The organism is Candidatus Eisenbacteria bacterium (assembly GCA_005893275.1).
Lineage (GTDB): Bacteria > Eisenbacteria > RBG-16-71-46 > SZUA-252 > SZUA-252 > WS-7.
Map to the genome: position 1 here is coordinate 1 of VBOW01000017.1, position 13171 is coordinate 13171.

Genomic DNA, 13171 nt, shown 5'->3' on the forward strand with positions numbered 1-13171 from the left:
CAAACATGCACTTCGTCGGACGCCAATCGAGACGGGCGCGCCGGCGTGGGGGCGCGCGCCGTGTTGGGCTCGGACACCGCTGGGTCCGATGCTGTGGGAGCGGTTGCCGTCACTTGCCGGTCACCTCGGTCGTCAGCGAGCAGTCGGCCAGGTGCATCGCGTCGGCCATCGCGACGAGCACTTCGCGTGGCCCCTGGAAGGGCTCCCTGCCGTGCGCGGTGCGGATGTTGTCCACGAGCATCAGGTCGCCGGACTGCCAAGGCTCGCGTACGGTGTTTGCCTCATAGACTTGGTTGATCACCTGCACGACATCCGCGCCGATCGGGTCGCCATCGCCGAAGCGGGTATTGAACGGCAATCCGTCCTCACCGCAGATGTCCACGAGGTACTCGCGCACCTCCGGCTCGATCGTCCACTCGCTGAGGAAGGCGATCTGGTTGAACCAGCACCGCCGGCTGGTGAGCGGGTGAGCCATAACCGCGCTGCGGCGCTGCCAGGTGCGCAATGCGCCGTCGGGTTGCCACTCGAACCGGATCGCGTTGGCACGACAGTAACTCTCGACGGCGGAGCGGTCGTCGGTCCCGAACGCTCCGGCGATCGACGCCCCGATGTCGTCGTTGTAGTTCCGGATCAGGAGCCAGCCCACCCTCTCGAAACGCTCGACCAGCTCGGCGGGGAGCGCGTGAAGCACGGTCGGCGAGTCGGCCACCGGGGTAGCGCCCCCGGCCGTTGGCGCCATGAGGCAGGCGAACAGCATGAGGCCGGGGACCTGGAGCGCATAGCTGAGCTCGTGGTGCATGCACATGGGCTGGTTGGGGGGCCACTTCGACGAGGAGTACACGCCGTTCGCGTAGCTTCGCCGCGGCGCGAACGCCTCCCGCTCGGTCATCAGGCCGCCCAGCTGCCGAAAGACCGCCTCGGTCTCGGCCGCGTCGCGCAGCCCGAGACCGCGAACGAGGAGGGAACCGTGCTCGACGACGAGGGCGCGCAGCGCGTCGCGGTGCTCCGCCGCCCAGCGCGGCGCGCCGCCGGTTGCCTCGGCTTGGAGCATCGGCGGTTTTCCAGGTCGCCGGTCCACGTGGAGCTGTGAGGTCGGGGGTGAGGTCGACATCTCGATTCCCCTTCAGGCGCTGCCGTTCTGGGAGCGGCGCTCGGCCCTGCCATCGATCAGCGTGGCCAGGTCGGCTAGGATCGGGTGGTCGGTGAGGTCCTTCAAAGACACCGCACGATCCAAGGTGATCACCAGCTTCAGGGCCGACAGCGACGTGCCGCCCAGGTCGAAGAAGTGATCGCGCCGGCCGATCTCGTACTTCGCGATGCCGAGCACCTCCGCCCACGCGGCCGCCAGCCGCTGCTCGGTCGCCGTGCCCGGCCCGTCGCGGTCCTGCTCGGCGACATCGAGTTCTCCGGCGAGCGCCGTCAAGGCCTTCCGGTCGATCTTGCCGTTCTCCGTCAACGGCAGCTCTCTCCGCCAGTGGAAGGCTGATGGCACCATGTACTCGGGCAGAGACTCACTCAACCGGTCCCGCAGCGCGTTCGCATCGAGCGGTCGCTCTCCGGAATAGAAGGCCAGGAGGCGCCTGCCTTGGTCGACCCGCCCGGTGACCACGACGGCGCAGTCGCGGACGCCATGCAAGCGCAGCAGGGTGTTCTCGATCTCGCCGATCTCGATCCGGAAGCCGCTGATCTTGACCTGGGTATCCCGGCGGCCGAGGAACTCCAGCTTGCCTTCGGGAAGCCAGCGGCCATAGTCGCCGCTCCGGTACAGGCGGCGCCCCTCACGGTGTGGATCGGCCATGAAGGCGCGTCGCGTGCGTTCGGAATCGTTGATGTACCCACGGCCGACGCACACCCCGGAGAATACGATCTCACCGGGCGCGCCGAGCGGTACGGGTGACATGTGCTGGTCCACAACGTAAACGTGCACATTGTGGATCGGGCGACCGAGAGGAACCCGCTCCCGGTCGGGCGCGCGGTCCATGACCTCGTGATTGGTGTCGTCCGAGGTCTCGGTGAGCCCGTACGCGTTGACCAGCTTGATCGCAGGCTGGGTCGCGAACCAGCGTTGCACGAGCTCCTTCTTCACCGCCTCGCCCGTGACCGAGACGCAGCGCAGATCCGGGAGCTCGCGGGGGCGCAGCGTCAGATACGACAGGACGACTTCGAGGTAGGACGGCACGACCTGAACGACGGCGACCCTGCCGCCCACGATCCTGTCGAGGAAACGCTCGGCGTCCAGGACGGCCTCCTGTTCGACCAGCAGCGTGCGCCCACCCACCAGGAGCGCGGAGACCAGTTGCCAGAGCGAGATGTCGAAGCACTGGGGTGCGGTCTGGGCCACCACGTCGCCCTCGCCGATGCCCAGGTCATGGATCTTGGCGCAGACGTGGTTCAGCATGCCCGCGTGCTCGCACATCACGCCCTTGGGCTCACCGGTGGAGCCGGAGGTGAAGTAGACGTAGGCGAGCTGGTCGGCGAAAACGCGGACACCCAGATCGACGTCGGCGTGGTTTTCCTCGTGGACGGTGTCGACGTAGAGCGTCTGGACTCCGGACATCGACTCGAGCGCGCGGTCGAGCGTCGCCGTGCTGCCGCGTTCGGTCACCACGAGCCGGCACCCGGCCCGGGAGAGCATCCTCGCGATGCGATCGGCCGGGAAACGGGGCTCGATCGGCAAGTACGCGCCGCCCGCCTTGAAGATGGCGAGCACCGCGGCCATCCAGTCCAGGTTGCGCTCGGTCGCCACGGCGACTATGCCTTCGCGGCCGAGCCCTCGCGCCAACAGGGCTCGCGCCAGCTGATTGGCACCGCCGTTGAGCTGCCGGTAGGTCCAGTGACGGTCGCCGTGCACGGCCGCGATGGCGTCCGGGTGTGCACGGACGCGCTCCTCGAACAGTTCGTGGACTCGGCGGTCCGGCAGCTTCCTGCGCGGGCCGGCGAGACCATCGAGATGGAATCGCAGCTCCTCGCCGGAGAGCAGGCTCTGCCGCGCGTGCTCGGCATCCGGGTCGGCGGCGACCCAGGCGAGCGCCGTAATGTGATAGCCGGCGATCCTCATGGCGCACTCCGCGTCCAGCACGTCCGTTCTGTGGCGCAGCCGGATTACGATCCCGTCCCGTTCCTCGATGCCGACCCGGAGGACGGTGCCCTCGGCGAGCTCGCCACGGGCGGCGGCCGTCGGATCGAAGACGGTCTCGAACAAGGGCTGGGTGAGGCCCAGCTCACGCCCGAGATCCTCGACCGCGAAGTCGGCGTGCGACAGCAGCTCCACCTCGGCTCGGTGCGTTTCCAGCAGCATCGCCCGCCAGGAGTGCGGTTCGGTCGTCATCCGGCAGAGCAAAGGCGAGCGGCCCTGCGGGGCGACATAGCCGGTCGAGACCTCGCGCTCACCCGAAAGAGCGGCCAGGACCTTGGCGTGCGCGGTCAGCAAGACCGAGCTGAACGACACCCCCAGCTCGTCCGCCAGACGGCGCAATGCCGCCACGAGCTCGTCGGGGATCCTCGACTCGTGTTCGCCCACGCCGGTCGCCGGCTCACGGGTCCACCGCGGAAGCACGGTGAACGGACCGGCGAGAAGCATGCGGCGCCAGAATTCCCGGCCCCGCTCCGCGCGGGTGCCCGTGTCCCGCAGTCCGAGGCTGCTCATCTCACATCTCCCTGGCCGGGTTTCCACCCCAGCGCGCGTGTGCCGGCACCTCCTCTCCCTTCATGAGAAAGGAGTGGGCGGCGAGAACGGAGCCGTCACCCATCGTCACTCCGTAGTGGACCAGCGCGCCGACGCCAATCGTGCAGCCGGCACCAATCGTGGTGTGGTCGGATTTGAAGGTGGCGTCCTCCTGTGAGTGGCATTGGATATGGCTCCCGTTGTTGAGCGCGCAGTGGTCCCCGATGGTGGCGAGCGTTCGCTCGGGTATGTGGGCGCCGTCGTCAAAGACCCTCCTGCCGATCCGAACCCCCATCAAACGCCAGAGGAAGGTCTTGTACGCGGTGCCGTCGAAGGAGTGGAGGTAGTCCATGGCGGGCACCTTCCACAGGCGCTCGTACAGCCAGAACCGCGGGTCGTAGATGGAGCAGTAGATGGGCCCGAGCGAACGGAATCCGACCAGGCAGCGCTCCACCAAAATGAAATACAACGGGCTGACCAAGAGGCTCGCCGCCAGGAGCCCGACCGTGGCCAGATGTCCCGCCACGTCGTAAAGCGCGAAGGCGGGAAGGTCCAGCAGGGCGACGATGAAGACGCCGAGCCACCGCGCGAAGAGGAAGATCCCCATGGTGCGGATATTGTGCCGGTTCTTGGCCGCAAGGCGGCGGGGGAACTCCTCCCCGATCCGAAGATGATCGAATCGGGTGTCCCGGTCGACGGTTCGTGGAATCTCGAAGCAGGGTGAGCCGAGCAGGCCTGTGTTCTCGCGAATCGCGCCGTCCAGCGGAACCATCACCTTGGTCGCCAGCAGGCAGTTGTCGCCGGTCCGGTCTCCCGGTGGATAGGTGACGCCATTGCCCAGGAAGCTGTGCGGCCCGATCGATACGCGAGACACGCAGAACGACGTGCTCGAGACTTCGTCGTTGATGATCGCCAGCGCGTCGGCGACCATCGTGCCGGTGCCGACGGAACACAAGTGGGGGTTTGCCTGCCACACCGAGGTGCCGAAGTTCGACCCGGTCTGCTCGACCGGGGACAGGCGGTACCCCAGCCAGCTCAGATAGTGGACGATGTAGGAGCTGTCGCCGAACAGACGGGCGAAGAGCTTGATGTTGCTCACGCGCGTGATCGCCCGCTGTACCCTGTCGTGGAAGCCATATAACGGATAGACCCTGTCCGGCTCGACAAACAGGTTCAAAAGGCGAGGGATCGTGACCACGAGGGGCAGGCCGATGAGAACGGCGCCGAAGACCAGAATCAGCGAGAGTTCCAGTGCGTCGATCGAGAGCTCCCGTAACGTCAAGACGCCGACGCCTGCGGCACTCGGATGCAGAAGCCTTGCCAGCGACGGCACGACCTGCGCGAGCAGGTACGGAGTCCCCTCGAGGAACGGCAGGTACACGAGGAAGACCAGGAGCAGCGTGCCGGCGGAGAAGGAGACCCGTCGCAGCGTGCCGCAGGGCATTGGCGCGACTCTCAGGTAGTCCACCTCCGTGCGCTGTGCCGGACATCCATGCCGTCGCTCGCCGGCGGGTATCGCCTGGCCGCTGTGCAGCGCTGAGGCGTGACCGAGTTGCGCCCCATCCCCCATCGACGTGTCGATGTCGAGCACAGTCTGCTCGCCGATGAAGGCGTCCCGGCCGACCGTGACCCTTCCGGTCTCGATTCGACCTGCATGCGCCCGGTAGCACTGGAAGAACGACTCCCTGCGAATGATCGTTCCCGCGCCGATGGTGAGCAGGTCGGTGCATACCGGTATTCGGCGGGAGAAGATCGCGACGCCCGAGCCGATCTTCGCGCCGAGCGCCCTCAGGTACAGCGCGTAGATAGGAGAACCGACGAACAGGAGGGCGCACGGGTTCGCCCGGATCAAGGTCTTGACGAACCAGAAGCGGACGTACGCCAGGCTCCAGAGACGGATCCTCCCGGGCTTCCAGCGACCGATGAGCACCCATTTCGCCAGGATCGGCACGCTGCACACGACGAGAAAGGTCGCGGCGCCGCATAGCACGAGCCGCAAGTAGATCTCGACCATGTCCGGGGCCGCGGAGATCCATTCGTAGGCCAAGCCTGCGCCGAGCACGGCAAGGTAGGAATAGCCGAGAAACGACAGGAGCTGCAGCACTCCACAGGCGACGTACTCCAACCTGCTCGCCGGTGCGACCGCCTCGGTCGGTGCCGGCACCGGCGACTGGACAGCGCGGGGCTCGGCGTCGGCGAGCGCTGCTGCAAGGCTCCGGATCGTCGGATGCCGGTAGACGTCCTGCATCGATATCGACGGCAGGTCCCCTCGCTTCCTCACCCGCGCACAGAAATGGGCCATCACCAGGGAGTCGGCGCCCAGCTCCTCGAAGAAGTGGCGATCGACCGGCACGCGGTCGACGCCCAGGACACCCGCCAGCACTTCGGCGAGGACGCTCTCGGAGCTAAGGGTGGCGGCGCGGCGCCGCTCCTCGATCACCGTCGATTCAGGGTTCATCGCACGACCTCGTAGAAGAAGTCCGACAGGCGCAGGTCCCTGCCGGCGGCGACCGCTTTGTCATACACCCACTTGCCGACCGCCAGGTCGAGCATCCCCATGCCGAAGGGCGAGAAGATGATCGGACGGCTGCGATCGACAAATCGGCGTTCGAGCATGATGTCGGCAAGCGTGCCCGACACGAAGCTTCTGTCTCCCGTCCGCTTCTCGGCGAGATGGGGAGAGGTGTTCGCCTTCATGACGTGCTCGACGTCGTCCACCACGTTCTGCGACCTGAGGAGGATCTCGGGTGCTAGATCGCGAAGCGAAATATGCAGCACCAACGGGTTGTGTTCGAAGAGGGCAGGGTCGGTGATGTAGGGCGTCGAAGCCACGGTCGTGAAGACGATCAGATCGCAGGCCCTGACGAGTTGTGCCACGTCGGGGACAATCGTGACCGTGCGGTGCCGCTCGGGACGGCAGGCGGTGTTTCTGAACTTCTCGCTCTCGAGAGGCACCAGGTCGTACAACCGTACTTCCTCGATCGCCCACCCCGTGTCGATCAGGAACTCGTAGACATACCGGGCGATGAACCCGGTGCCCACGATTCCCAGCGAGCGGGCCCGCCGCGATCGCCCCCCCAGCCAGTGCGCGGCGAGAACGGCCGAAGCGGCTGTCCGTGAGGCCGAGATGATCGAACTCTCGAGTATGGCAAAGGGGTAACCGGTGTCGTAACGATTGAGCACGAGGACGGCCGAGGCACGCGGAAAACCTCGCTGGACGTTGCCGGGGAAACTGGCGATCCACTTCAGCCCGGCCACGTCGAAGCCGTCTCCCAGGTAGGCAGGAAGCGCGATGATCCGGCAATCGGGCTTGTCGGAGAACCGCAAGAAGTAGCTATCGGGGTTGACGGACCGTCCGTTGGCGTGCGTGAGATACGCCCCCCGCACGATCTCGATGCATTCCTCCCGATCGGCGCGGATGATGTCGGAGACGGTCTTACCATTGATGATCGAAAGCTCGAACGGCACGCCTCCTCCTACTCGAGCCTGGACACCCAGCTCGCATCGAACACCGTGTCGAGATATGCCGTACCGCGGTCCGCGCACAGGAACAGCACGGTGGGCCGCTTGGACCTTGTCATCTTCTCCGAGTAGCGCTTGATGGCCGCGAACGCGGACCCGCTGGAGCCGCCGGCGAACAATCCATGGATCGTGAGGAGTTCCCGGCACGCCTGAATGGCCTCGCGCTCGGGAACCAATACGACGTCGTCGATCTCGGCATGCGACAACAACGGTGGGACGATGCTCGACCCGATGCCCGGAATATGACGTTTGCGGGGCGCCCCGCCGAAGATGACGGAACCTTCCGTATCGACGGCGATGACCCGAACGTTCGGATAGCGCTCCTTGAGGCGGCGCGACACCCCGGCGATCGTTCCCCCGGTGCTGACGCCGATGAAGACATAATCGAGCGAGTCGAAATCGGCGCAGATCTCGCCCGCCGTGAGCTCGTAGTGCGCCTCCATGGCGTCCAGATTTCCGTACTGGTTCGTCCAGTACGGGTTCGGAACGGTGGCGCAAAGATGCTTCACCATCTCCAGGCGGGTCTTCAGAAATCCGCCCGTGTCGTCCAGGTCCTCGACCTTCACCACCTTTGGGCAGATGCGCCGGAGGAACGACTCGTACGTGCTGGAAATCTTGGGGTCGATAACCGGGATGAATTTCAGGCCGACCAGGTGAGTGAAGGCTGCGAGAGCGGCGGCGAAATTCCCAGAGGAGGATTCGATCACCGTCGTCTCGTCGCGGATCTCACCTCGCTCGGCGGCTCGCTTTAGGATCCAGTAGGCGGAGCGGTCCTTGATGCTGCCAACCGGGTTGACATACTCCAGTTTGGCAAATAGGTGGATGCCCTTCATGGCCAATGGCACGTGCGGGGTGGGTCGTAGCAGATTGCCCAGCAGTTCCAAGCGCGCGGCGAGAGGTGAGGGCGGACCGGCGGTCGGGAGGCCGACCCGGTCCGTTTCTATTCCAAGTCGAGATTCGAAGGGGGCCCATTTGCGAGATACCCTGCCCAATTGCGAAATGGGCGTCCGTGTCGATGTGCCATTGTGCCGAGGCATGAGCAGTCCAAGCAAGTTGTTGGCTGACAAGGCGCATCTGGCGGAAACTCCGCCAACCCCGCGCGCACCGCATTCTCGCGATGGCAGCGGGACCGATGTACAAAACACTCGCGCTGTAGGTGGCGAAAGGCATTATGCGTGCCATGCAATTTCATCCCGGACTAAACAGACAGTTTGCATTACCTGCTGCTTCGCGGCCGCTCCGTAGAGAACTCTTTGAAACCGCGGGGATTGTGAGCCAGGAGGACATGCGAGGGTTGATTGATCTGGGGATCGAGAGGGGCGTTGAGCGATTTGTCCCGCTTTTGTCCCGTTTCGGATACGTCCGGACATGATTTGTAGAATTGGGATGCTCAGACAAAGCAGGTGGGGGGGCTGGCAGGTGGTGCTCCTAGCCGGAAGTCGCCTTGCGGGACCTACGGGAAAACAACCTGCAGGCAGAGGGGTCAAGGGTTACATAGTTCTGGTAGAACCTTCGGCCAACGCGCCACAGGACACCGCTGGCAGCAGTGGTCATCAGCGTCGCGAACCTTTCAGGGCCACGCAGCACGTTCCCGCGTGTGGAGCGAGCCTCGCTCGCACCCCCTTCACTCCAAGACCAGCGAGTAGACCCTCGATCAACGCGAGATTCATCGGGCAAATCAGGTCTCTGGACTCGGTCCGGAGCGAATCGAAGGGGCAGTTGCGTAGCACTACTTCGCCTTCACCGCCGGTCGTTCCCTGCGGTTCAAAGCCGAGGGCCTTCAGCGCCCGCGCCGCCCGGCTGAGGGGGCCGCCCCGTCCTGTGCCCGCAGCGGATTCCTCAGCCAGCCGCTTGCCACATTCGCGGGCCGCGTTTCGCAGCGCCTCCAGCGTGGCGCCGGCTCCCGCCTTGGCCAGCGCGTGGGCGAGTACGTGCGCAGCAAGCTCGTAGCGGCGCTGCGGGAGGCTCACGTCGAACTGTGCGGAAGAGCGGCGGTAGAGCTTCGACGGGCGCCCGGCGCCTGGACCCTTGCGACCCGAGAGCCTGCGGAACGTGGCTTGTAGGAGGTCCGCTTCCACAAGCTTGTCGAGGTGGAAGGCCGCCAGAGCGCGAGACACCCGCGTCGACCGGGCCGCCTCGTCCCGACTGACATCCCCACCCCGCCCGACCACGTACAGGTAGAGCTTCCGGCGAACCGGCTCGTCGAGAGCCGCGAGACCTTCCAGCTGTTTGGCGAACTCCTTGGAATTCATTGGATTGGGTCCATTCTAAAACGTACGATCGCTTGTAAAAAGACTTTATCTGAATCGCTCCCGCGTTCTAAACATCAGATGCATTAGTTATAGAAAAGGAGCAAAGCACCGAGAACCCACCCTACCGGAGGCATCGCCGGGGAATCTGCGGGGCGCGGTCCACCCCCCGGTACGAGAGGAGGAACTGTATGGGCAATGCAAGAACCATCGCCATGGGAGGCGCGGAGCTGGCCGAACCGTCCACCGCCGCACGAGACACCACCAGGCCTTCGTACCAGGCCTATCGGATCCTGCACTTCGGCTTCACGGTGGCGCCCATCCTTGCGGGTCTCGACAAGTTCTTCAACCTACTAGTCGACTGGTACAAATATCTGCCCAGCGTGGTGAGCAACTTGGTCGGCGGCCACGGCCATGCCCTGATGTTGGTCGTGGGCGTCATCGAGGTGGTAGCGGGCGTCGGTGTGGCCCTGAGGCCACGGATCTTCAGCTACGTGGTCGCGGTCTGGCTCTGGGGCATCATCGTCAACCTGCTCCTGATCCCGGGATACTTCGATGTGGCGCTTCGCGACTTTGGCCTATCCCTGGGTGCTCTGGCGTTTGGGCGGCTGAGCTCCGAGTACAGCGACAAGTAACGGCGAAGGCAACCGGCACGAGACCAGAGGGCTTAGCCCCCCGACGTCCCTCCGCGGTGCGGGCTGCCCGCTGTCGGCGGCTGGCTGTTCCAGATATCGACCACGCAGCGCCAGACCCCATCTGGATCCTTGCGCCACACCGTCACGGCCTTCCCATTGCTCGTGTGAGTGGTGCCGGCGGGGTCCGCGATCGTGAACTGGTTGGTCCCGATCTCGTAGGCCATCTTTCCGCCGGGAGCCACGACCACCTCTTGAGCTTTCCATGTCACCTGGAAGCCTGGGGCTTGGAACCCGGCCGCGACGTATTGTCGAATCGCGTCTTTGCCTTTCAGGGCCGCCATGTCGGGCGGCATGAGCGTAGCATCGTTGGTCCAGTACGCGACTGTTCGCTCGAGGTCCTTTGCGGCGGCGGCCGAAGCCCATGCTTGATCCTGCGCGAGGATGTCTCGGCGTTCGGTCTCAAAGTCCCGCTGAGTGGAGCTACATCCGAGTAGGAAGGTTGGGAGGAGGAACAGACACAGCGCGAACGACCTCATGAGCACCCCCTGACTCTGGTCGGTGAGAACCACTCATCGCACGCGCCCCTTCTAATCAATTCCTGCCGTCCGATCCTGTCGGGCGGTCCAGATCGATCTGCCGTGAGGCGGGCCCTACGGTTCGGGTCGGCCGGCCGTCGAAAACATAGCCCTGCCGCACGGACTGCGAGCCGCATCCCGCGGCGCAGTTTTTCGCCCAATCGCTCGCCACGAGGACCCTTGTTCCGTCTCTCGAAGGCACCGCGTGGGGCTCGCATCGGTAGCATCCCGCGTAGTCGCTGTGCGTGTGTCCCCAGCGTTGCAGGGCGCGACTCCCGTCCGTCTTGACCGAGATCACCTCGTCCCAGTAACGCTTGCCGATCTGGGATGGATTGTTCATGTACGTGACGTAGGCCCATCCGGGCCGGTCCAGATTCCGCATGGACACCCATCCCACGGATGCCTCGTTCTCCGGATTCGTGAGTCCGAGGACCGTGCCGTCGTCGAGCTTCACCATCGTCACACGGCCTATGTCCGGCCCGCCGACACAAGCCCTTCCCCCGACGATGACCTCTTCGCCGGTCTCCGTGAGACCCATATCGGCATGCTTGAGCGGGAAAATCCAGCCCTGGGACGGAGGAAAAAGGGATGCGTAGGCTCCTCCGGGATCGCATACCGTGCCGGGCGACATGGGATGGGCGCTCAAAGCGAGGGTGCCGGGATCGACGCCCAGGATGCGATGCGCGTCGGCCGTCACCAACGAATCGGTCGAGCCGCCGCGATAGATTTTGTCGGCGTACTTCACGTCCACATAGTCTCCCAGGGGAGAGATCGAGACGTTGCCAATCGTGTCCGGCGGGGCGGGAAGGGAGGTTGGAAGCGTCAAAATCGGCCCAACGCGGACGTTCGGATACGGCGCGTACGGAGGCTGCGGGTCCATATCCACGACGAATACCGAGCTCCCGCTGCTCAGAGCGACGAACCGGCCATCATTCGATGGATTTCCTTCTCCCTTGCCGAAGCCGTCCACCGCGAGCGGCAGAGGCCACGCCCTGGTTTGCCGACACTCCAGGACGTCGAACCATTCGAGGGTCCGACCATCTTGCGAGACGTTGATCTGCTCGTGGGGATACGCCCGGGAGGGATGCCAGCGAAAATCCCACGGCGCGAAGCTTCCGCAACCCATCCTTTGCACCGGGAGAAATGTCTCCCCATCCAAGGTGAGTTTGCTTGGGGTGCCGCCAGAGCGGTTCTCGATCAGTACCCACGACTGATCCGAGTTCCAGGGTTCCTGTTTGGAATACACGTGCCTCACGTCGGAGCCCCACGTCTTCGAAGGACCCGGCCCAAGAGGGATGGGTGCGCCTGGGTCTCCGGCGATCCTCCTGAATGGCGTGCGAAAGATCGAATCCGGCATGGATACAAGGTAGGCTGGCTTTCCGACTTGAGGCTCCGAACAGACGGAGGAATCCGAGATCATATCCCGGAATCCAGGATAGGTCGTGGCCGAGCTTGTCGCGGGTATGAGAAGGAGAAGCAGGAACCGTTTCATCTGGCCACCTCATCCTGGATCACAAGGCTCCCCTTCAATTGCGCGCTTCCTTTCGCGTCGACCAGCTCGTTGCCGACGGCTGCAACGAGATCCCGATCCAGGTCCGTCACTTCAACAAGCGCATGCTCAAGAGCAGCCTGCGCCTTCCTGAGGGCCCGCGTCGCCCCCGCGGCGTCCGAGGAGCGGAGGCGAACGGCCGCGTCCGCGCGGAAGATCCGGTGCTGCTCCGTCAAAGCCGGCTCGGCATCCTTCAAGAACTTCTTCGCTTCCACCACATCTCGACGAAAGAACGCCAAATAGAACGCAACCTCGGCTGCCGCGTCTCCACGGACCAGCGCGGGGGAGGCATCGTACATGCCGAGGAGCGCGTCGACGGCGGCCTCGGCTTGCAGGCGATTTCCCTGATCGAGTCGGTGCCGTAGAACGAGCGTCATGGCGCCAAGTGCCAATGCCGCCGGAGAGCGTATCGCCCCGGCAGTTCGTACCAGCTCTGCGCTCCACTCGCGCGGCCGGACCCCGGCTGCCGCCAGCCCCATCAATGCCACGACGGCGGCCTCTTCCTTGGCCTTCACCCGGTTCGCCGCGAAGAGCAGGACCTTGCCGCCGTCACTCCGAACTCCGATTCCAGTGCCAAAGGGCTGGACGGTGGCAACCAGCACGCACGCAGACATCAATGCGAGCACCATGGCCCATCGACTGAGGGATGTGAGCGCGGGGATGGAATTGCCGACCCAGAAGGCAACGACCGACAGCGCGAGGCTCGCCAGCGGACCTCCGGCCGCGTAGAAGGCCATCCGCGCCGCGAGCGCGCGCGTGTCCGTGGGATACGCTAGGGCCATTCCGCCCCATGCGGCGGGAAGTCGATTCCATCGGAGGCGAATGCTGGCTCCCTCGCGAGCGAGCCAGACTGGACCGATGGCGAAAAAGCCAAAGCGAAAGCCCATGATTCGGCCGGCGACGAGGTGTCCCGCCTCGTGCACCGCGAGGGCGCACGAAGCACCTCCCAGAAGCATCATGAATGATAGAATCGATCT

Annotated in this window: 10 protein-coding genes; 1 reads left to right on the forward strand and 9 read right to left on the reverse strand. The window is 64.9% G+C overall.

Features of this window, described 5'->3' with window-relative positions; translation table 11 throughout:
* Positions 1-109: 109 nt before the first annotated feature.
* The 6 genes from E6K76_02700 to E6K76_02725 all read right to left on the reverse strand — a co-directional run bounded on the left by E6K76_02700 (position 110) and on the right by E6K76_02725 (position 9438).
* Positions 110-1111, reverse strand: a complete 1002-nt coding sequence (locus tag E6K76_02700) for a TauD/TfdA family dioxygenase (GenBank protein TMQ60046.1) — start codon at positions 1109-1111, stop codon at positions 110-112.
* Positions 1112-1123: 12 nt separating this feature from the next.
* Positions 1124-3580, reverse strand: a complete 2457-nt coding sequence (locus tag E6K76_02705; GenBank protein TMQ60113.1) for an amino acid adenylation domain-containing protein — start codon at positions 3578-3580, stop codon at positions 1124-1126.
* Between the two features lie 67 nt (positions 3581-3647).
* A complete protein-coding gene (locus tag E6K76_02710) occupies positions 3648-6122 on the reverse strand; it encodes a peptide synthetase (protein TMQ60047.1) in 2475 nt (824 codons plus the stop codon).
* Positions 6119-7132, reverse strand: a complete 1014-nt coding sequence (sbnB, locus tag E6K76_02715) for a 2,3-diaminopropionate biosynthesis protein SbnB (protein ID TMQ60048.1) — start codon at positions 7130-7132, stop codon at positions 6119-6121. Before sbnB ends, E6K76_02710 begins: the two co-directional genes overlap by 4 nt.
* An 8-nt stretch (positions 7133-7140) precedes the next feature.
* A complete protein-coding gene (sbnA, locus tag E6K76_02720; protein ID TMQ60114.1) occupies positions 7141-8223 on the reverse strand; it encodes a 2,3-diaminopropionate biosynthesis protein SbnA in 1083 nt (360 codons plus the stop codon).
* 516 nt (positions 8224-8739) lie between these two features.
* Positions 8740-9438 (reverse strand): transcriptional regulator, encoded by a 699-nt coding sequence (locus tag E6K76_02725; GenBank protein ID TMQ60049.1) that lies wholly within the window; start codon positions 9436-9438, stop codon positions 8740-8742.
* Positions 9439-9650: 212 nt separating this feature from the next.
* Between E6K76_02725 and E6K76_02730 the strand changes: the two genes are divergently transcribed.
* Entirely contained in the window at positions 9651-10070 is a 420-nt protein-coding gene (locus tag E6K76_02730; GenBank protein ID TMQ60115.1) for a hypothetical protein, read from the forward strand.
* 32 nt (positions 10071-10102) lie between these two features.
* Here the strand turns inward: E6K76_02730 and E6K76_02735 are convergent, their stop codons facing one another.
* The 3 genes from E6K76_02735 to E6K76_02745 form a co-directional block, all read right to left on the reverse strand.
* Positions 10103-10606: a DUF4440 domain-containing protein gene (locus tag E6K76_02735; GenBank protein ID TMQ60050.1), complete on the reverse strand. Its 504-nt coding sequence runs from the start codon at positions 10604-10606 to the stop codon at positions 10103-10105.
* A 55-nt stretch (positions 10607-10661) separates the two neighbouring features.
* Positions 10662-11780 carry a hypothetical protein gene (locus E6K76_02740; GenBank protein TMQ60051.1) on the reverse strand — a complete coding sequence of 373 codons (1119 nt, stop codon included), beginning with the start codon at positions 11778-11780 and terminating at the stop codon, positions 10662-10664.
* 353 nt (positions 11781-12133) lie between these two features.
* On the reverse strand, positions 12134-13153 hold the full coding sequence (locus tag E6K76_02745) for a M50 family metallopeptidase (protein TMQ60052.1): 1020 nt from the start codon (positions 13151-13153) through the stop codon (positions 12134-12136).
* Positions 13154-13171: the final 18 nt, after the last annotated feature.

Coding starts and splice junctions, on each gene's coding strand:
- E6K76_02735 (TMQ60050.1), bottom strand. CDS start 10,606: ATGAGGTCGTTCGCGCTGTGTCTGTTCCTCCTCCCAACCTTCCTACTC.
- sbnA (TMQ60114.1), bottom strand. CDS start 8,223: ATGCCTCGGCACAATGGCACATCGACACGGACGCCCATTTCGCAATTG.
- E6K76_02725 (TMQ60049.1), bottom strand. CDS start 9,438: ATGAATTCCAAGGAGTTCGCCAAACAGCTGGAAGGTCTCGCGGCTCTC.
- E6K76_02710 (TMQ60047.1), bottom strand. CDS start 6,122: ATGAACCCTGAATCGACGGTGATCGAGGAGCGGCGCCGCGCCGCCACC.
- E6K76_02745 (TMQ60052.1), bottom strand. CDS start 13,153: ATGATGCTTCTGGGAGGTGCTTCGTGCGCCCTCGCGGTGCACGAGGCG.
- E6K76_02730 (TMQ60115.1), top strand. CDS start 9,651: ATGGGAGGCGCGGAGCTGGCCGAACCGTCCACCGCCGCACGAGACACC.
- E6K76_02705 (TMQ60113.1), bottom strand. CDS start 3,580: ATGCTTCTCGCCGGTCCGTTCACCGTGCTTCCGCGGTGGACCCGTGAG.
- E6K76_02700 (TMQ60046.1), bottom strand. CDS start 1,111: ATGTCGACCTCACCCCCGACCTCACAGCTCCACGTGGACCGGCGACCT.